A 20,621-nucleotide genomic window follows, 5' to 3' on the forward strand; every position below is an offset into this window, starting at 1 on the left:
GACTCAGAGCAGCATCTGCACAACCCTATGCCCTGTCCCTTGGTCGACATCCCCTTTAATTGCCGTCACAGCTGCTGGTTTTGTGCCGAGCCCTGCGAGCACATTTTTGCCTTTAAGGCCTCGCCCCATGCAGAGCATGCCTCAATGAGCGTGCCCGCCTGTAAGGAGTGCCTGACGCTGGCCCGCCAACATACTCTCACCTCGATATACGAGTGCCGTATTGCGGTTAAAGATGCGTTGATGAAGCGCTACGCCAAACATCTGGCCATAGGGCTGAATTGGACCCGTGAAGAGCTGGAAGAATCGGAGTTTTCCTGCAAAATTCTTGGCGGCTTTAAACGCAGCGCCTGGTTTATGTATGAAGTGGCCAGAGACAGGATCAATGCCAAGGGCTGGCCCCTGTGTATTGATGGGGTTCCGCTGAGCGACGAGACGCCAAATACCGGGTTTGACTTCGACGGTTTGCACTACAGTTCGGTGTTTGCCGCCATAGAGCACTACGCCAAAAACTTTGCACTGGATAAAGACTTTCTGCAGGCCTTGACTGCCATCTGCGGCCGCGACAGATTTGCCTTTGCCGTGCGCCTGGCCAGACTCAACATAGCCGCGGACAAACGCACCAAGAAGCAACTTATCCGCGAACTGGAGCAGGAAAACAGCCGCTAATCAGCTCAGCTGACGAATTCTGTCCTGCACGGCTTCCACCAGCAGATCCGGCTGGAACTTGGAAATAAAGCGATCGCACCCCACCTTTTCCACCATCGCTTTATTGAAACTGCCACTGAGTGAGGTATTGAGGGTGATATAGAGATCGGCCATCCGCTTGTCGTTGCGCACCTCATAAGTCAAACGGTAACCGTCCATTTCAGGCATCTCAGCGTCGGTGATCATCATCAAAATCTGATCTGTCACCTTGAGCCCCTGATCGCACCATGACTTGAGCAGCGTCAGCGCCTCGCGCCCATCGCTGCGTTCAATCACTTCAAGCCCCAACTGCCCCAAAGTATCGCGAACCTGGCGTCTGGCGGTGGGCGAATCGTCGACAATTAAAATCTTGTGCCCCGGCATCTTGGCCACCAAGGTCTCATCCAGCACACCTTCAGAGAGACGCACGTCATAGTGGATGATCTCCGCCAACACCTTTTCCACATCGATAATTGACACCAACTCAGTTTTACCCTGAGTCTCAATACGGGTAATGGCGGTAAGGTAATGATTACGGCCGGCAGTCTTCGGCGGTGGCATGATATCGCCCCAGGTCATGTTGACGATATGCTCAACCTTGCCCACCAGAAAACCCTGCACACTGCGGTTGTATTCTGTGATGATAAGGTTAGCGTCTTCGCCCACCGGCATGGGCGAAAAACCTATGGCACTGCGCAGGTTAATGACAGGGATGGACGTACCGCGGATATTGGCGACGCCACTGATGGCGGGATGACTGCCGGGCATGGCAGACAGTTCCGGCAGTTTAACTACCTCTTTGACCTTGAATACATTGATGGCAAACAGCTGGGTCGAACTGATCCTGAACAGCAGCAGTTCCAGACGGTTCTCACCCACGAGTTGGGTACGTTGATCTACGGATTCCAATACTTTTGCCATAACGACTGCGTTTCCAATTTAACTTCGGAGTATTGAGCAAATTATAGTGGTAAAGCGGCACAACAAACCATGCTTCAGGGCAAATTTAGGCTAAATTGTCTTAAATGATACGCACTTGGATGCTGTTATATCGGTTGCAAAAGATAGGGAAGGTGCGAACAAGTCCCATGCGTGCTCTGCGTCGGCTTACAGGCCTGGATGCAAGGCGTGGTTCGCAGCAAATGGCCCTAGTCCTTTGCAAGAGGCATAACACAGCAGGCAGGTAAGCCACGCCCTTTGGGGCTTTCACAGCAACGGGCTCTCTGCGTTATCCGACTTCGACAGGCCCCGGCATGCCTTCAGTCAGATGCCTTGAACGCCAATTGCTGTGTAAGCCAGAGTGCCGCGAGGACTGATTCGCACCTTCCATAGGATTAAACGCATAAATGCTTATAGAGTGGAGCTGGGCAAAACCAAACCGCCAAGCACAACAAGGCCCGGCTTGACCCGTCATTATCCTGCTCAAGTTTTGCCGACGGTTTTACGGGCCAGGATGATACCCGCCAGCGCCGGCAACTGGTGTTGGCGGATAATCTCAAAATTGCCGGTATCTTCAAGAACAGCCAAGAGTTCAGCGTGATTGAAACGGTTTTCCTGGGGATGTTCAAACAGACGCCGACTCAAGGGATTACAGATAGCAACGCGATAAAGCTCTTCCATGACGAAATAGCCGCCAGGGCGCAATACTCTGTGTACTTCGGCCACCGCCTGTTGCCAATCCGGAATATGATGAAAGGCGGCAAAATCAACCACAAGGTCAAACTGGCTATCGGCAAAAGGCAAGGCGCTGCCATCGCCCTGGCACAGATGCAACCAGTTTTGATCCGAATACCGCCCGGCGCAGTGGCTGACCATGTCGAAATCAAAATCGAGCGCCCACACTTCTTCCGCCCCCAGGTCCTGACGCACAAGCGCTATTCCCTCACCAAAGCCGCAGCCTATCTCCAAGGCGCGACTAAAAGCCGGTAAAGGCTTGGCAAACAGCTTCAACAACATCCGCCGCTCCAGCTGTCTTTGCAGCCACAAACGCAGCGGATGCCTGACTATCGATTTTTCAAAGCGATTGAGTTGCATGAATGGCAAACCACCCAAGATAATTCATGGTTAATATTTAAGGCCCTTGCGACGACAATCATCTTCACTCGTACCAAAAGGGTTCCAGCGGCAGTTGATCCCAATAGATGCCCTGACCGAAGAAGTCTTCCAACAGTTGATTGAGCCGCGAAAAACTGCTCACCCTTTGCGGCTTACCGCTGATACAGTGCCACACGTACCTGTGGCAGTTATTGTCAAACAGATCGTAATCCCGATACTGAAACAGGCTCTCGCCGGCGCGGGCCAGCGCCTGTTCACTGACCAAGGGCATTCTTTGATGATCGCAGGCAACAAACACATTGCTGCCGCTGCGACCGGCCAGGAAACGCTTCACCGATACTGGCCGCACCAGGCCGCTGCCGTGGAGTTCGGCCAACATACCGTCACCGAGCCAGATACCTGTGTGTTCAATGACTCCGAATACGTGGCAGCACACCAGCATCCCGGGCTGCACTCGTTTGACACTCTGACTGTGAAACCATTCACTGGGTGTCAGCCGCGCCTGACCCTTGGCCCCCTTTGTCGGCATATCCTTGAGTACTCGATTGCGGGCGACTTTCTTACGCTTCTGCCCTTCATCGGCAAGCCACACGGCGCCGAGTGCGGCAGAGCCGAGCCAGAGTAACGGAAGTGCCATAGCTTTGCTCCTTAACGCCTTGAGTGGCACTTTGAAATTAATCGAATTCGGGCCGCTTGGCAAAGTTCAATTCGACCAAGCTCAGTTCTGACAACGCTCTGATCAGTATCAAACCAAGGGAATACACCCAGGAAGTGCTCACCGACTGCTATACCCAGGAGAGGAAATCGGCCACAGGCTCTTTGGCAGCATCACAGCTTTGCGCCAGAAACAGCTCACCACAGGCCAGCGCGTCAGTCAGGGCATTGTGGGCCGAATACGGCGGCAGATGATAGCGGCTGCGGCAAGCGCCGAGGCGCAGACTACCGCTTGGCAGCACCTCCTGTTGCCGCTGCAGGCGGGTCTTTTCCAGCAGCAGGGTATCTATCACGGGAAGATGCAGCTTAGTACCGTATGCCTGCTGACAAAGCCTGCTGAGAAAAGCGCAGTCCAAAGGAGCATGATGCATCAGTAAAATGCGCCCCTGACTTTGCCGTAACAGCCAAGGCAAGAGCTGTTCGGGCGCCAGCGCCCCCTGTTCAAGATGGCGATCCATAATGCCGTGAATGGTGGCGCTCTGACCGACGCTGCCGGCAATACTCACCAATTTGTGGCGGGCGCCGCTGAGCTCCAGTCTGCCTTTGTTGATGGGCACCACACCGATGGAGAGTATCTGATCGCAACCCGGCTCTAGGCCGGTCATTTCCAGGTCCAGCGCCATCAAAGGCGCCTCTGCCACAGGTTTGGATAACACAGGACTCAAGGCCTGGTAAAAAGATTTGAGTGGCTCCTTAGCCTGCCAACAATGCCAGGCCAGGCGGGCTTTGTGCAGCAAAGGCATCCTAGAAACTCCGGGTAAACTTGAGTCTCAGCGCCGCCTGGGCATCATGCACCACTTTGAAGGCATCCCTGAGTTGATGACGCATCAGTGAAGAGAGTGCCTGCGGCATCAGAAAATTGCTTATCTTCTGGCCTTGCTCAAACTGACGCCCCTGATTGGCCAGCCGCATATGGGCAATAAATTCATGGGCATCGGCAAGGTTGAGGGCGTCTTTGCGGCTCAACAGCTTGCTCTCCATCAAGGCGCGGATCCGTTTGGCGGTATTGACCTCTTTGATACCAGTGGCCAAGGCATATACCCGGGCGATGTCATTGATAAGGGCGCTGCCCCTGTGTTTAAGATCCATCCCCTTGACCTCACTGCCATCCCTGTCGAGCACGAATTGGCGGAAGAATCCCAATGGCGGCGACTCACTTAAGGCATTGCCGGTCAGGGCCGCCAGAAAGATATCCTTGTCTTTGGTCTGCGCCAGCACTTTGTCTTGCAGCGCATCGAACAGGCTGTCCGGCCCATATACGGAACGCATATCGAAAAAGATGCTGGCATGCATCAAGGCCTTGGGCTCAGGGATATTGACCCAAGAGGCAAACTTCTGTTGCCAACTTGCCAGCGACAAACACCAGTTGGGGTTTTGCGCCATGATATCCCCGGGGCAGTATACATAACCGCATTCGTTGAGCCCGGCGCACACCCCCTTGGCCAAGGCCTGAAAGTAACCTCTGGCATACTCATCCGGCTCTTCGGCCAGCAATAAACCATTGTCCTGATCCGAGCAGGCGGCCTGATCCTGCCGCCCCTGTGAGCCAAATGCCAACCAGCAAAACGCCATCGGCGCCTCCCCGAGCAGCGCCTGATGGAGCTGGATAAGTCTGCGGGTAAGCGCATCGGTAACTGAGGTCAGTACTCGGCCAATCTCCTCGGCACGGGCATCTGCGCTGATAAGGTTTTGCAACAAAAGCGGTATTTGGCGACTGACCCCGATAAGGCTTTGCAAATCTTTTTGCCGCTCTATCTCGCCTATCAGCAGCAAAGGTTGGGATGCCTGACTTCGCAATATGTCTGTGCTGGTGATCATCCCGACCGGCTGCTCTCGCTCCATGACCGGCAGATGGTGAATGTTGTGCTCGCTCATCAGCAGCATGGCTTCAAATACCAGGGCCTGGGCATCTATGTATACGGGCTGGCGGGTCATGGCTTGAAACACGGCTTCATTGCCGGTAAGCCCCTCGGCCAGCACCCGATTACGCAGATCCCTGTCGGTGAGGATCCCCACCAGTTTGTGATTATCCAGAACCAAGACAGACGACACCCTGTGCTTGCGCATCAGCTTGGCCGCATCCGTGATACAAAGGCGGTGATCGACACTGACAGGCTCATGGGTCATCAGGGTGCTGATACGGCTGGTGGTGGTCAAATCCCTGGCCCGAAAACGACCTTGGTGGCGCAACCGTTTGGCATAGGCGCGGTTGAAGAAGCGGTCGAAGCTGCGACACTCCAGGCGCAGAGTGTCAAACAGCGCCGGTGGCACATGATAGACCAAGCCATCTTCGAGGATCAGCACCTTGTTACTGATCTCCTCGCCCGACAGCAGAGAGGGAAAGCCAAAGCAATCGCCCTCCCCCAAACGGTCCAGCAACTCGCCTTCGGCATCGCGCACTTCAAAGGCACCGCTGCGAACGATATAGAGCATGGGGTTGGCCGAATCCAGCGGCACGGCTTTCATCGACTTGCTGTAATAACCTATGCCGATGGCGCGGCAACATTGCTCCAGCAAGGGTTGCGGCAGTTCATCGAAAGGAACCGTCTGTTGCAGAAAGCTGCGAATAGGCAGCAGTTCACTCTCATCCATGGGCGGCCTTTAGAGTTGGACTGACTAATCTCAATATTGCCCACTCTGTATCATGCTGGCTATCTGGCTTTAGTCGAATACAGCCAGAACCAAGGCAGAAAGCCCGAAACAGAAAGCCCGAAACAGAAAGCCCAAACCAAAGAAAAATAGAAAGTTGAGTATCCAACCCAAACTGCACTGATAAAAAAATCCCCCGGCCAAGCGGGGGATCTTCCATTTATGCAGCATCAGACTATCAGTGTTCCTGCGCCGTGCCTGCACCTTTGGGGAAACGGATGGATTCAACCATTTCCTGTACATGCTCCGGAACAGCGGCTGTCATCTTGGCAACAATAATCGCCACAACAAAGTTGAGTATCATGCCAATCATGCCTATTCCTTCAGGCGAAATACCAAACAGCCAGTTTTCAGCGCTGTTATCGGCAGGATTAATGAACTTGAAGTAGATGATATAAGCCGCGGTAAAGCCAAGCCCCACCACCATACCGGCTATGGCTCCTTCCTTGTTCATCGACTTGGAGAAAATACCCATCACGATTGCCGGGAACAGTGACGATGCCGCCAAGCCAAAGGCAAAGGCCACCACTGCCGCCACAAACCCTGGCGGATTAATCCCGAAGTAACCGGCAATCACTATACCAACAGCCGCCGCGGTTCGGGCATAGAACAACTCCTTCTTGTCTGAGATGTCCGGCATAAAGTTTTTCTTCAACAAGTCATGGGATACCGAGGTTGAGATAACCAGCAGCAAGCCCGCAGAAGTCGACAGCGCCGCCGCCAGACCACCGGCTGCAACCAGAGCAATCACCCAAGCCGGCAGATCGGCGATTTCAGGGGTCGCCAGCACCATGATATCGCGGTCGATATTCATCTCATTGCTGCTGTCGTCGGTGAGATTACCCTTGGCGTAGTACATCTTGCCGTCGCCATTTTTATCATTCCACTTGATAAGCCCGGTGGTTTCCCAGTTTTTGATCCACTGCGGCGCCGACTCATAGGCAACACCTGTCGATTCAGGACCATTGATGGTTTCTATCATGTTCACCCGGGAGAACGCCGCCAAGGCAGGCACAGTGGTGTACATAATGGCAATAAACACCAGCGCCCAACCGGCACTGATACGGGCATCTTTCACCTTAGGTACGGTAAAGAAACGCACAATAACGTGTGGCAAACCGGCAGTACCTACCATAAGCGCAGCAGTGATGGCGAATACATCTATGGTGCTCTTGGCGCCTTCTGTGTATTCAGTGAAACCCAGCTGGGTTTGCAGGCCGTCGAGTTTTTGCAGCAGATACACCCCGGTATTATTCCCGGCGGCGTCTATCAGTTCAGCGCCAAAACCGATTTGTGGAATGATATGGCCTGTCATCATCACAGAGATAAAGATGGCCGGAACCATAAAGGCGAAAATAAGTACGCAATATTGGGCCACCTGAGTGTAAGTGATCCCCTTCATGCCACCGAGTACGGCGTAGAAGAACACTACCGCCATACCTATATACACCCCGGTATCGACATCCACTTCCAGGAAGCGGGAGAACACCACCCCAACACCGCGCATCTGCCCGGCAATATAGGTAAAGCAGATAAAGATGGCGCAAATCACAGCCACCACTCGGGCCGCCTGGGAGTAATAACGCTCACCAATAAAGTCAGGCACAGTGAACTTGCCGAACTTACGAAGGTAAGGCGCCATGCACAAAGCCAGCAACACATAGCCGCCGGTCCAGCCCATCAAGTACACACTGCCATCGTATCCGACGAAAGAGACAATCCCCGCCAGCGAGATAAAGGAAGCGGCCGACATCCAGTCTGCGGCCGTCGCCATACCGTTCATCACTGGGTGAACCCCGCCACCGGCAACATAGAAATCTTTGGTAGAGCCGGCTCTTGACCAGATGGCAATCCCTATATAAAGGGCAAACGAGAGCCCCACAATCAAAAACGTTAATGCTTGAACATCCATACGGCCCGCTCCTTAGTCTTCGTGTACGTTATATTTTTTATCTAAGGCATTCGCTTTGGCCGCATATACGAAAATCAGCACTACGAATACATACATGGAACCTTGCTGGGCAAACCAGAAGCCAAGCTTGAATCCCATAAAATGAATTTCATTGAGAACATCCACCAGCAAAATCCCACAACCGTAGGAAACCACGAACCAGATGGCCAGTAGTGCCAGTACCAAGCGCAAGTTTTCGCGCCAGTACCCCTTTGCCTTGTCATTGTTTTCAAAACCCATAGCGACTCCCCTGTGGTAATAATTATTAAGTCACAGTTAATCTAGCAACCGCCGGGAGTGCCACAATCAAGACCTTAGTCTAACCCCAAATTTACACATTAATAACAATTGTGAAAATCCAATATTTATCAGCTGGTTAAAACAAAACACGCCAATAAAACGCTCGTTTAATTGGCGCTTATTATTAGACCAATGTCGAAGTGATTTTCAGGATGGTTTGCATCAGGAAGCGGCCCTTCTCCGCCATGGGAAGGGTCGAACAAGAACCCAAAGCTGCCATAAACGCTTTTATCGAACCGAGGAGGAATAAACTCTTATGACCATTCAGGCTCTTGTCTGAATTTGTTCGGCAGATTAATGCCAAAAAGCGTAAAAAAAAGAGGCCATTCGGCCTCTTGATTGCATTTTCTTGACTGCATTTGCAAAGTGGTCGCTATGGCGCTTCCTGGTTCAAATAGAGGACAAGCGCTGCCAGCTCCTTGGGATCTGAGCTTTGGGAGGTGATCAAATACTTGCCATTGACCAAGAGTGAAGGCACACCACGGATCCCTGAGAGCTGAGTCTGGGTATCATAATTGGCCAACGCCAGCTTGCTGTCGGCCGAGCCCAAGGTTTGGTTAAGCTCTCGCTCATTGACCCCCTGCGCCAAGAAGAAATCCTTCAACTGCTGCGGCCGATCGAAGGCCTGATGTTTCTCATGGATCCTGTTGAAAATATTGCCATGCACCTGATCGGTTATCCTGAATTTTTGCGCCAGATAATAGGCTTCCTGACTGAGGATCCAGGAGGGACGCCCGGCACCGACCGGGGTTCGTTCAAAATCCAGTTTCCCCTTCAGCAGGGCAGCAGTTTGCTGCATCAAGGGATCCTTGTGATAGCAATGGGGGCAGTTATAGGAGAAAAACTCTCTGACTATGCCACTCTTGGCTTCCGGGATCCCTGGCACCTTGACATAATCGCGCCCTTCCTGAAAATCGGCCGCACTGGCACTGAAACTGCCGAAGGCCAAGAGTATCAGCGGCAAGGCTCTCACCATTCTGGATAAAAAAGACATAGGGTTTCCTCTTGTTCTGTTTTTAGTCACGCTTTTTATTGGCAAGCGGCAATAAGGCTATCAGCCTCGGGGTAACTGTATTCAAAGTCAAGCTCGCGGCAGATGAGAGAGCCATCCACCCACTTACCGGTTTCACTCTCTGTTGCAAACTCAGGCGATGCCAGGCCAAGCGCCTTGGCGGCAAGCGGATAGAATTCTTGCCTGGTTGGATGACACGGCGCACAAAGGTTATAGATGGCCCTGGGGTTAGCGGCGGTCAATAACTGCAGGCAGGCATTTATGCAATCATCGAGATGCACCAGATTCACCACGGCGTTTGCTCCGGGCAGCCCTTTCTTGCCGGCCAGGAAGCGCCCGGGGTGACGGCCAGGTCCGACCAAGCCAGCAAATCGGATGACAGTGACTTTGAGACCTTCGTTGGCAAGCGCCAGTATCTTCTGCTCAGCCATCGCCAAGGTGCCGGAATAGCTGTCCGCCGGAGCATCAACAGATGTCGCCTCTGTGACCACGCCCTGAGACTGTGGGTAAACCCCTGAACTGCTTATAAACAACAGACGTTTGATGGAACTTGCTGCAATCACAGGCAATAAACGCTCGAGAGAGGACAGATAATCATTGGCGCCACGCCTGAGGCCGGGGGGGATATTGAGCACCAAGGCATCACAGCCATCCGGTAACGAAGGTAAAGGTGCAGGCTCAGCAAGATTGAGGGTTACGGCATCCATCCCCTCTTTTCTCAACAGATCCGCGCCCTCCTCGGTACGCTTACTGCCGCAAACCTTAACGCCTCTGGTCTGCAGTTCCTTCGCCAGTGGCAAACCAAACCAGCCGCAGCCCCAAACCGCAATATGTTTCATCGCCCTACTCCGTTGTAAACCGAGCTCAAGCATAAGACAAATAACAATAAAAACCAGAGGTGGGCCTATGAGTGGCCAAACTTTGGCCGCTCACGGCAAGAGAAAGCGGGTTGCAAGCTATTCCAGGGCGCTGAAATAGAAACTGATGCTGGCACCGGTTTGCAGGGTTTTTGAGGCGCCTTCGGTCAGTTCATCAGACTTGAGCACGGCCTCCACGCTGACCTCCTCATCCATCAGAAAGCGCAACTTCGGCTCGCTGCCATCGCGTTTACAGGCCCAGACCTGGGGTTGTCGCACCTCTGCAGTCGTCATCATCACCTTGCCGACACTGTTGTCAGACAGACTCACCAGGGTGCCAGGCGGATATATACCCAGCACCTTGACCAGCGCCGAAATCAACTGCTCCTGATGTTGGCCGACCCTATTTTTAAACAGATAACCCAGGGCAATTTGCGGTGACACCATCTCCTGACGCGCCAATTGGCTGTCATAGTCATTGGCCAGTGCCACTATCTGAGTGGTCAGGGGCAGCTTGGCCAGCTTGAGCCCATCGGGGTAGCCTGAGCCATCGATAAACTCATGGTGATGCATCACTATATGCAGTACCTCATTGCCGAACAGGCCACTGCGCTTGAGCATGTCATAGCCAAAATTGGGATGCATGGAGAGAAAATTGCTTTCATGGGGGCTCAAGGGGCCGCGCTTGCGCCTGATGGCATCGGGCACCTTGAGTTTGCCTATATCGTGCAGCAGTGCCCCCAGAGCGATGTCCCTCAGCTTGTCCTTGGACAACTCAAGCGAATGACCGATCATCAAGGCCAGTACCGCCACCGATATCCCGTGCTGAGTCACGCTGGGAGCACCTTCACCACTGGACACCAAGGCCAACTTGGGATTATCGGATTCCAACAGATGCTCCAGCATCAGCTCTACCAGAGCTGAGGCTTCACGAACGGCGCCTTCGGGATCGGACACCAACTTACTGACCACGGTACGACTGTCATTAATGGCATTCAAAAAACGCCCCTGGCTCTTGCGTATCGCCTTGCGGGCAGAGGCTTTGGGATCCGGTTTATTGTCCTTTGTTTGCTCTGTTGCCTGCTGCGCCTCGTCTCCCTCTTCAATCACATCATTGAGCAGCTCCTCGTCGGAGAGCAAGATGACATAGGGCACCCCGAGATTACGGATCATCTCTATCTGGCTGGCATCTTTGATTTCTATACGATTGAACAAAAAGGGATGATCTGTCCAGGACAGAGGCAACTTGACTGTAATGCCGGTTTGCAGGCGTGACAGCGGGAGATGGATCCTTTCAGCTTTGGCCACTCAAAGTTTCTCCAGAGAACAACTTGATAAACAAGGTTTTAAAAAACCAATACCCAAGAGTCTTAACTATAGACCATTGAAAACCAAGCGTAAGACTTCAGCGCCAAATTTATGACAAAAACAGCATATTTGACAGTGTTTTAGTTCCTAAACGGCTGCTGAAGCCCTTTTCTGTTCATATTTCATCCAAAATGGCTGCAATTGATAACTCTTTAAGCCGAAATATGCCAATGGGTCTCTGTTTTATATAGCAAAAAACCGCCAACCTTGCCTTGTATGTCACTCCAACTTGTCTTGTTTTTGCCAGTCGTTCAAATAGTGGCGCAAATGAGCCGACTTGGCGAGGTACAGCAAAGACCAGAACAGCAGCAAAGCATCCAGCGCCAGATTCCAACTGAACAGCCAGTCGCTGTGACCAAGACGCTGAATAAGCAACATGCCGTCTATCCCCAGCAACAGCGCCAACCACCAACGAATTTGCCGAAATAGTGGGATCACCACCTCAAATACCCGTTTACGTTCCGCCACGATCAAACCATAGACCAGCAAGGCGCCGGCGCCGGCGGCCAGAGCCAATAGGAAGTCGCTCTTTTCCGGATAAAATAGCCGCACCAAAGCGGCCCTGTCGCTGGCCTGGGTAAGGGACGCGGCAAACACACACCAGCCACGGGCCAGAAACAGCACTATGATGTAAAGCAGTAACGGCGGCTTGATATGACCGTTATTGTCGAGCCAGCGTACATGTTCAAATTTAAGCAAGGGCAGAATTCCATCATTGTGACTCACCCAGACAGGGCCTGGCGCAGCCATCATAAAAAATAACCGAAAGCACTCACGCTTGTGACTGACTCCGGCTTCTAGGCAGATGAACCTACAGGCCTTGAGTCCGAAGCATCTTCCAAAACAATGAGGTGGGTCCTGCGGCGGCGCAATTCAAGTTGTGTAAGGCAAATAAGCTAAATAAGGGGGGCCTGAACAGACTGTTTGGCTTTTTTGAGTCTGAAATGTTAAGAGTCCTTATCAACTCGGGTCAGTTGATGCTAAGTGAACATAAAAAAGCCCCGCAGCTTGGCGCAACGTAGATCAGATAAGCGGAGCTGCCTTGTGATTAACAGGATATCGGGTCTTTGATATTTTTACCGCCCTAGGCCGATTTGGCTTAGGGCGTTTGTCTATAAAAAGGATGGACAAGTCTCCTCGCAGACTGTTTAGACGCTTCGGCGTATTACCTGGTGACACCGCTTTGCTCATGACTTTGAGCTGACTTGCGATGAACTGACAAGCGTACTTAAAGCTGATTTCATTGGGCATTCGACCATGCTCTACTGCCGCTTGGCTCGCTTCTCGTCACACCAAGTTATAACCAAAGTCGGCAAAGCAGTTTTGAATAGACATAAAAAATCGGAAACCTACAAACAGGTTTCCGATTGTCTCTCATCAGGAGGTTCGGTCAACCGATCCTTATCTGATCTACGTTGCGCAGCTTGGCGGGGCTTAAACAGAGAAATAAAGCTCAGGGCTGCAGCAGCGCCAGCAGGCCGGCTTCATCCAACACCTTGACCCCCAGCTCATTGGCCTTGGTCAATTTGGATCCAGCGGCCTCGCCGGCCACCACGCAGTCTGTCTTCTTGGAAACACTGCCGGACACTTTGGCGCCGAGCGCCTCCAGCTGCGCCTTGGCGTCAGTGCGGCTCATCTGACTCAGGGTGCCGGTCAATACCCAGGTCTGCCCCTTGAGCGGTTGCTCGTCTTCAGACGGCGCTTCGATGGCCGGCCAGGTCACCCCGGCGGCCAGCAGTTTATCTATCACTTCAAGGTTGTGGGGCTGAGCAAAGAAGTGCGCCACATGCTGAGCCACTATGGCACCGACATCTTCCACTTCAATAAGCTGCTCGACACTCGCTTGCTTCAGGGCATCCAGCTCTTTGAAGTGCCGTGCCAGGTTGGCAGCGGTGGATTCACCCACCTCACGGATCCCCAAAGCGTAGAGAAACTTGGCCAGGGTTGTTTGTTTGGCTGCTTCTATGGCCTGCACCAGATTGGTGGCCGACTTGAGCCCCATCCGCTCCAGCATGGTCAAGGCCGAAGCCGTGAGTGAGAACAGATCCGCCGGGCTCTCCACCAGCTCCTTATCGATCAGCTGCTCGACTATCTTGTCGCCCATGCCGTCTATATCCAGCGCCTTGCGGGAGGCAAAGTGTTTGATGGCTTCCTTGCGCTGCGCTTCGCAGAACAGGCCACCGGTGCAGCGGGCCACGGCTTCCCCCTCGAGGCGTTCCACCTGAGAGCCACAAACCGGGCATTGCTCCGGGAAACTGATCTCTTTGGCATCCTCAGGTCTTTTTTCCGGCACCACGGCAACCACTTGCGGGATAACATCACCGGCGCGGCGAATGATCACAGTATCGCCAACTTTGACCCCAAGGCGGGCGATTTCGTCGGCGTTGTGCAAAGTGGCGTTGGAAACTGTCACCCCACCGACAAACACAGGCTTGAGCCTGGCGACCGGTGTCACGGCGCCGGTGCGGCCTACCTGAAAGTCGACCCCTTCGAGCAGAGTCATCTCTTCCTGGGCCGGAAACTTATAGGCGATAGCCCAGCGCGGTGCTCGGGAGACAAATCCCAGTGTCTGCTGCGCTTCTATGCTGTTGACCTTGAATACCACACCATCGATTTCATAAGCCAAAGCACTGCGGCGCGCCATAATATCCCGGTAGTAGTCATCCACTTCGCTGAGGTCCTTGGCAAGGCGGATCTCACTGCTGACCGGCAATCCCCAGGTTTTAAGCTGCTGTAACTGCCCAAGATGGGTGTCCGCCAGCGGGAAAGATTCCGGCTCAACCACACCCAATGCATAAGCGTAAAACGCCAGTGCCCGAGAGGCAGTGATCTTGGAGTCCAGCTGCCGCAAACTGCCGGCGGCGGCATTACGCGGATTGACAAACAGCTTGTCTCCCTTGACCCGGTTGCGCTCGTTGAGCGCCTCGAAGGCCGCCTTGGGCATGAATACTTCACCGCGCACTTCCAACAGCGGCGGATAATCATCGCCCCTGAGTTTCAGCGGCACCGCCCGAATGGTACGAACGTTTTCGGTAATATCTTCACCGACCGCGCCATCGCCCCGGGTGGCGGCGCGCTCCAGCACGCCATCGCGATAGAGGATACTGACCGCCAGACCATCGAGCTTGGGCTCGCAGCAATAGCTGAATTCGCCGACTCTGTCAGTCACCCGCTTATGGAAGGCGGCAAAGTCTTCTTCACTGAAGGCGTTGTCCAGACTGAGCATAGGTTTGAGGTGAGTCACCTGTTCAAACTTGGCCAGCGCCAGACCACCGACTCTGAGGCTTGGAGAGTCGCTGCGTTGCAGTTCAGGGTGCTCGGCCTCCAGCGTCTTGAGCCGCTGCATCAGGCGGTCATATTCAGCGTCGGGAATGCTGGGGTTGTCATCCACATAGTAGCGAATGTTGTGCTCGTTAATGGTACTTATCAGCTGATCAATTTCGTTTTCAATGGCTTGCATAAAAATTCCGCACAAAACAAAGGCCGCAGAGGCGGCCTTGGATAGAGAGACTCACACAGGCTCCCTGATGGATATCAGCCCTGAGCCCGAATACGGCCCAGGTAAGCTTGTTTGGTGTCCTGATGCCATGGCTGACGCTGGCCGTCCAGCAGATCGGCACCAAGATCATCCGCCAATTGATGGGCGGAATTGAGCATGATGGAAAAGTTCATCAGTGGATCGCCGTGACAAGGCAAGGTCATAAACAGAACTATCCCTTGAGTGTTGAACTGCTCCATGTTGTCCGGGTCAAACACCCCGGGCTTAACCATGTTGGCCAGGGAAAACAGCACCCGACCTGTGCCGGCGTTGTCTTCATGGCGATGGAAAATGTTCATGTCACCAAACTTGAAGTTCAGTGCCAACAGGCAAGGCAGCAGCTCAGCGCCGCTGAGGCTCTCGCCCTCTTTGGCAACCACATGCAGTACCAAAACATCTGTGGGATCGGGCAACTCATCGTGGCGCGATTCTTCCTTGGCCTGCTCGCGGGTCTGTTGTTCAGTGGCAAGTTGTGGCTCTGGCTGGCTGTTTACCTGATGACCGGCCTGGGCTGTGGTTTGAGTGTCGCTGTGATTATCCGCGCCCAGCCCAAGCTCCATCTGCATTTCGGCAGTATCTTCTTCATCATCGATATGCAACACAGGCTCTTGCCGTTGTGGCTTGCTGTTCACTCTCGGCTCGGGTTTGGCGCCTGAGAGGGAAAACGACTGTTCGCCTTCAACTTCATCCTGCTGAGGCGGCTGGAAACCAGGTTTACGCAACTTGCTGCTCTTGAGCTTGGGTGGCTTCTCGTCCGGCGAAACTTTACGCACCCTCACCTCACCAATTCCATCGGCATCGAAACCTTCGCTGTCACGCCGGGCCTGGTCCTTGTAGAAACCTGTCAGCGGATTTTCTTTCAGCGACTTGGGCTGTTGTTTGCGGATAGACCAGAAACCGTGAACCAGCACGGCGATGATGGCAATCGCACCCAACACAAACAATACCAGTTGCAAATTTTCCATTGGTTACCTGTTTTCCTATGGTTATCCGGCGTCGGCCATAGCCACCGCTTCTTCAATATCGACTGCGACTATGCGAGAGACACCCGGCTCATGCATAGTGACACCTATCAACTGATCAGCCATCTCCATGGTGAGTTTATTGTGGCTGATATAGATAAACTGTACGCTGTCCGACATCTCCTGCAAAAGGCGGCAGAATCTGTCGACGTTGGCGTCATCCAAGGGTGCATCGACCTCATCCAGCATACAAAAAGGCGCCGGATTGAGCCTGAAAATCGCAAACACCAATGATAAAGCCGTCAGTGCCTTTTCTCCACCCGAAAGTAGATGAATCGTGCTGTTCTTCTTACCCGGTGGCCGGGCCATGATGGTCACTCCGGTATCGAGCAAATCATCATCTGTCAGTGCCAAATAGGCACTGCCGCCACCAAATACCTTGGGAAACAACTCGCCCAGTCCGGCATTGACCTGCTCAAAAGTCGCCTTGAAGCGACTGCGGGTTTCCCTGTCTATCTTGCGGATCGCCTCTTCGAGACTGGCCAGCGCCTTGTTGAGATCTTCATCCTGGGCATCGAGATAAGCCTTCCGCTCTTTTTGCTGCTCATACTCTTCAATGGCCGCCAAGTTAATGGCGCCGAGGCGACTTATCTTGCGCCGAACCGATTCCAGCTGGTCCTGCCAGGGCGTTATTTCCGCCTCATCCGGCAGGTTTGCCGCCACTTCATGCAGCTTGATCTGTTGCTCGCTGAGCTGCGCCAATTGGCTGTCGGCCTGACCTTTCAATCCCTCGCGACGTAACTTTAACGTGCTGATTGTCTGAGTCAAGTGCTCCAGTTGTCCAAGCTGTTGTTTTTGCTTTAAAGCTGTACTATCCAACTGCTGTTGCTGCTCGGCAAGTTGGGCCCGGGTGCGCTCAAGCTCCGTCTGCATCCCGTGTTGCTGCGCAAGCAATCCTTCCAGGCGTTGCTCCAGCGGTTGCAGCTCGGCACTATCTGCATCTTGCTGCGGTTTATCCAGCAATTCCCTGCGCTTGTGCTCGGCCTGCTGCAACTGCTCGGTCAACTGTTTACGCCGCTGCGATGCCAACGCCAAGGCGGTTTTCTGCTCCGCCAGAGTCCCATTCAAGGTTTTTAACTGGCGCTCGAGTTCGCTCAGGCTGACTTTAAGGCTGTTTTTTTGCTGATTGGCCTCATTGTGGCGCTCACTCAGCAATCGCTCCTGCCGTTGGCGCTCATACAGAGTATCATCGGCAGCAAACTGACTCTCAATCAGCGTCTCCAGCTCAAACTGCTCCTGCTCGAGTCGCTCTTTCAACTCGGCGATTTCCGCTTCTATCTGTTGCCTTTGTCTGAGTTCGCGTGCCGCCTGCTCGGTGGCCGCCTCACAAGCCATCACAGCGCGGGTCAACGCCAGTTGCTGTTGCTGTAGCGCCTCGGACTTGAGCTGCTGAGCCTGCCTTAATTCGTTGAACCTATCCTGAGCCGCAGTGGTTTGTTGCTGCGCCTGCCGGCTCTCGCTTGCAAGCTTATCGAGCTCAGCCTGAATGGCGCCCTGCTCGGCGGTCAGCTTCACCAATGACTGGCCATCCTCGGCGAGCGTCAGCTTTACATCATGCGCAAAAAGGTTGCCATCGCGGCAGAGGATTAGCTCCCCCTCTGCCAGCCCCTGCTCGAGCAAGTTCGATGCCTGCTGCGCCGACTCGGCCCAGCGCACCCTGTTAAGCCAGGGACTTAAGTTGACACCAGCGCTGACCGGCCCCCAACTTTGGCGACGAGTATGAGCAAAACCTTTGCCATCAAATGGTTTGGAGTCAGGATAGACAGCGGCACGCATCAAGGGGCCAAGCCAGGCCTCAACCACCTGCTCCCAACCGGCCTCAACCTGAATTTCCTGCCAAAGCTGAGTCAAGGCAGTTTGTGTTTCTTGCGTTGCTTGAGCGGCGCCTTCGAGCCACTGACTTATCAGCTCCAGGCGGCCAGTTAGCCCCGAGCGGCGCTGCACCAACTGCTGCTCCGCTTGTCTTGCCTGCTCCAACGCGTTCTGGGCCTTGGTCAACTCTGCGCCATGCCGTTCGACATCGGCTTTAGCTTCCACCAATTGTGACTCACACAAGCTGACCTGCTGCTGAAGCTCAGCCGGGTTTGCCCTGCTATCGGCCTCAGGTTGCTGCAATCTTGCACTGAGCTTATCAAGCTGCTCGCTGCGCTGGGCATGTTGCTGCTTAAGATGCTGCTCCCGGGTGGCGGCCAGCTCCTGTTGATGCTTGATATCTCTGACCGCAGTCACCGCCTGTTGCAACTCGCCGGCAAGGCTTTCACTTTGCGAGAGCGCCGATTCATACTGCTGGCTCAGTTCAAACTGCTGCTCTTCCAGTTCTTCCTGGCGCGGCAAATGTTGCTGCAAACTGTCATCCAGGGTTTGCTCCTGCTGCTTGGCCTGAGTCAACTGTTCATTCAATGTGGCGATTTGCTGTTGCAGCGCACCCAATTCAGATGCCTGCTGTTTATCCCGCTCTTTGAGATACTTGAGCTGCTGCTCGATACGGGCGATTTCAGTGTTGTTGTGATAAAAATCGGCAACCTGGCGCTGCTCCTTTTCACTGAGTTCATCCTGAGCCAGCTTTTGCCGAGTCAGGCTCAACTCCAACTCTTGTTTCTGCGCCTGTTGCTGGGCCAGCTCGGTCTCCAGCCTTTCTATCTCGCTGTTTTGCGCCTCGGCCTGATCATTGAGCTCCAAAAAACGCATCACCAAGAGTTCGGCATGCAAGCGCCGCTCACTTTGCTTGTATTCCCGATAGCGTTTGGCGGCCTGAGCCTGAATCGTCAACTTATCCAGTTGCTTACCAAGCTCGGAGCGAATATCCCCCAGGCGCTCAAGGTTTTCACGGGTATGGCGAATACGGTTTTCCGTGTCCTTGCGCCGCTCTTTATAACGGGAGATGCCTGCGGCCTCTTCGATAAAGACCCTGAGTTCCTGCGGTTTGCATTCTATCAAGCGGGAGATGGTGCCCTGGCCTATGATGGCGTAGCTGCGCGGCCCAAGGCCGGTGCCCATAAAGATATCCGTAATATCCTTGCGGCGGCATTTTTGACCGTTGAGAAAATAAAGGGCTTCGCCATCGCGGGAGACCTGGCGCTTGACGGAAATTTCGCCGTAGTTGGCATACTGGCCGCCGATACGCCCAAGGGCGTTGTCGAATACCAGCTCAACGCCGGCGACAGAAACAGGCTTACGGGCACTGGAGCCGTTAAAGATAACATCGGCCATGGAGTCACCGCGCAGGTGTTTGGCCGAGCTTTCACCCAGCACCCAGCGCACGGCATCAATCACATTGGATTTACCGCAGCCATTGGGGCCGATAATGGCCGTCAGCGGATTGAGAAAAGGGATTTTGGTAGCATCGACAAATGACTTGAAGCCAGCGAGTTTTATCTGTTTGAGTCTCATATTTGCCGTTGGATGTCAGTGCCGATTGTTTTTGTTTTGCGGGCCAATCCTGAAGGGAATTCAATAGCCTGATTGAAACGCCGCCGTCCTGGCCCAATAAGCTGTATAAGCGCTGTCACTTTAGCAAAGCGGGCCGCATTTTGTAACGCTTTTTATTCCCTTGGCTGCGTTTTTCCCTTGTTTTCGTGGCCTTGGTTGCTCAAAATCGGCCCTAAGTGTTCTTTTATTGAGAGTAAGTGGTACATGTCCGCATCTTCAAGACCCGCCAAGAGCGGCGTCAACTATTTTCTCGAAGGCTTTAGCCTAATCAAACGTCCGGGCTTGCGCAGCTTTGTGTTTACTCCGCTGATGATCAACCTGCTGTTGTTTGCCGGAGTCATCTATTTTGCCATAGGCCAACTGGGGAATGTGTTTGCCTGGCTCGAAGGCCAACTGCCCGACTACCTCAGCTGGCTTAATGTGATCCTCTGGCCACTGGCGATTATCACCCTGCTGGTGCTGCTGTCGTTTATCTTCAGCTCTGTGATGAACTGGCTGGCAGCGCCATTTAACGGCCTGTTGGCCGAAAAGGTGGAGCAACTACTGACCGGCAAGCCGCTCAATACCGGCGGCACCTTGGATTTAATCAAGGATCTGCCGCGGATCCTCGGCCGCGAATGGCAAAAGCTGGTGTATTACCTGCCGCGAGCCATACTGATCTTACTGCTGTTTTTTATTCCTGTGATTGGCCAAACCGTTTTCCCTGTGGTCTGGTTTATCTTCAGTGCCTGGATGATGAGCATCCAATACTGTGACTATCCTTTCGATAACCACAAGGTGGCGTTCAAAGAGATGAAGTTTGCCCTGAAAAATACCAAGGGCAGCAGTATGAGCTTCGGCGCCGCCGTCACCCTGTTTTCCATGATCCCTATTGTCAACTTTATCGTAATGCCGGTTGCCATTTGCGGTGCCACCTCCATGTGGGTCGACAAGTATCGCGAAGCCTATCGCAATCCGGCCATAGCACCAGATTAAGCTCCATAAGGCCAATTGAGACACAAAAATGCCTGCAGTTGCAGGCATTTTTATTGCTGAGGAAAGC

16 protein-coding genes and 1 pseudogene are annotated in these 20,621 nt (G+C 53.5%); 2 read left to right on the forward strand and 15 right to left on the reverse strand.

The window, feature by feature from the left end:
* Positions 1 to 27 precede the first annotated feature (27 nt).
* Complete coding sequence (locus ACSHSR_RS12165; protein WP_345877442.1) at positions 28 to 666, forward strand: hypothetical protein; 639 nt, start codon at positions 28 to 30, stop codon at positions 664 to 666.
* On the opposite strand, the gene ACSHSR_RS12170 is transcribed toward ACSHSR_RS12165, so the two are convergent.
* The 15 genes and pseudogenes from ACSHSR_RS12170 to ACSHSR_RS12240 form a co-directional block, all read right to left on the reverse strand.
* The gene (locus tag ACSHSR_RS12170) at positions 667 to 1,605 is read right to left on the reverse strand and encodes a chemotaxis protein CheV (protein ID WP_129979022.1); all 939 of its coding nucleotides are present in this window, start codon (positions 1,603 to 1,605) and stop codon (positions 667 to 669) included.
* Positions 1,606 to 2,106: 501 nt separating this feature from the next.
* Positions 2,107 to 2,718, reverse strand: a complete 612-nt coding sequence (locus ACSHSR_RS12175; RefSeq protein ID WP_368872940.1) for a class I SAM-dependent methyltransferase — start codon at positions 2,716 to 2,718, stop codon at positions 2,107 to 2,109.
* A 64-nt stretch (positions 2,719 to 2,782) separates the two neighbouring features.
* Positions 2,783 to 3,376 (reverse strand): C40 family peptidase, encoded by a 594-nt coding sequence (locus tag ACSHSR_RS12180; protein ID WP_475625634.1) that lies wholly within the window; start codon positions 3,374 to 3,376, stop codon positions 2,783 to 2,785.
* A 148-nt stretch (positions 3,377 to 3,524) separates the two neighbouring features.
* Positions 3,525 to 4,196: an exonuclease domain-containing protein gene (locus ACSHSR_RS12185; protein ID WP_144159556.1), complete on the reverse strand. Its 672-nt coding sequence runs from the start codon at positions 4,194 to 4,196 to the stop codon at positions 3,525 to 3,527.
* 1 nt (position 4,197) lies between these two features.
* On the reverse strand, positions 4,198 to 6,045 hold the full coding sequence (locus tag ACSHSR_RS12190) for a DUF294 nucleotidyltransferase-like domain-containing protein (RefSeq protein ID WP_208135686.1): 1,848 nt from the start codon (positions 6,043 to 6,045) through the stop codon (positions 4,198 to 4,200).
* A gap of 235 nt (positions 6,046 to 6,280) precedes the next feature.
* The gene (locus ACSHSR_RS12195) at positions 6,281 to 8,014 is read right to left on the reverse strand and encodes a sodium:solute symporter family protein (protein WP_025009491.1); all 1,734 of its coding nucleotides are present in this window, start codon (positions 8,012 to 8,014) and stop codon (positions 6,281 to 6,283) included.
* A gap of 12 nt (positions 8,015 to 8,026) precedes the next feature.
* Positions 8,027 to 8,293, reverse strand: a complete 267-nt coding sequence (locus ACSHSR_RS12200; protein ID WP_025009490.1) for a DUF4212 domain-containing protein — start codon at positions 8,291 to 8,293, stop codon at positions 8,027 to 8,029.
* 433 nt (positions 8,294 to 8,726) lie between these two features.
* The gene (locus tag ACSHSR_RS12205) at positions 8,727 to 9,347 is read right to left on the reverse strand and encodes a thiol:disulfide interchange protein DsbA/DsbL (RefSeq protein WP_025009489.1); all 621 of its coding nucleotides are present in this window, start codon (positions 9,345 to 9,347) and stop codon (positions 8,727 to 8,729) included.
* Between the two features lie 35 nt (positions 9,348 to 9,382).
* Positions 9,383 to 10,204 (reverse strand): SDR family oxidoreductase, encoded by an 822-nt coding sequence (locus tag ACSHSR_RS12210; RefSeq protein ID WP_479630790.1) that lies wholly within the window; start codon positions 10,202 to 10,204, stop codon positions 9,383 to 9,385.
* 117 nt (positions 10,205 to 10,321) lie between these two features.
* Positions 10,322 to 11,530, reverse strand: coding sequence for an HD-GYP domain-containing protein (locus tag ACSHSR_RS12215; RefSeq protein WP_479630791.1), 1,209 nt, complete (start codon positions 11,528 to 11,530; stop codon positions 10,322 to 10,324).
* Positions 11,531 to 11,809: 279 nt separating this feature from the next.
* Positions 11,810 to 12,343, reverse strand: coding sequence for a DUF2919 domain-containing protein (locus ACSHSR_RS12220; protein WP_232786026.1), 534 nt, complete (start codon positions 12,341 to 12,343; stop codon positions 11,810 to 11,812).
* Between the two features lie 270 nt (positions 12,344 to 12,613).
* Positions 12,614 to 12,895 (reverse strand): annotated as a pseudogene (locus tag ACSHSR_RS12225) (IS4 family transposase); the annotation flags it as partial.
* Between the two features lie 148 nt (positions 12,896 to 13,043).
* Entirely contained in the window at positions 13,044 to 15,050 is a 2,007-nt protein-coding gene (gene ligA, locus ACSHSR_RS12230; protein ID WP_071239056.1) for an NAD-dependent DNA ligase LigA, read from the reverse strand.
* A gap of 74 nt (positions 15,051 to 15,124) precedes the next feature.
* Complete coding sequence (gene zipA, locus ACSHSR_RS12235) at positions 15,125 to 16,093, reverse strand: cell division protein ZipA (RefSeq protein WP_071239057.1); 969 nt, start codon at positions 16,091 to 16,093, stop codon at positions 15,125 to 15,127.
* Positions 16,094 to 16,114: 21 nt separating this feature from the next.
* Positions 16,115 to 19,540, reverse strand: coding sequence for a chromosome segregation protein SMC (locus ACSHSR_RS12240; RefSeq protein ID WP_479630792.1), 3,426 nt, complete (start codon positions 19,538 to 19,540; stop codon positions 16,115 to 16,117).
* A 243-nt stretch (positions 19,541 to 19,783) separates the two neighbouring features.
* Here ACSHSR_RS12240 and cysZ point away from each other — a divergent pair, with 243 nt between their 5' ends.
* Entirely contained in the window at positions 19,784 to 20,554 is a 771-nt protein-coding gene (cysZ, locus tag ACSHSR_RS12245) for a sulfate transporter CysZ (protein ID WP_479630793.1), read from the forward strand.
* Positions 20,555 to 20,621: the final 67 nt, after the last annotated feature.

Source organism: Shewanella sp. VK101, from assembly GCF_056497865.1.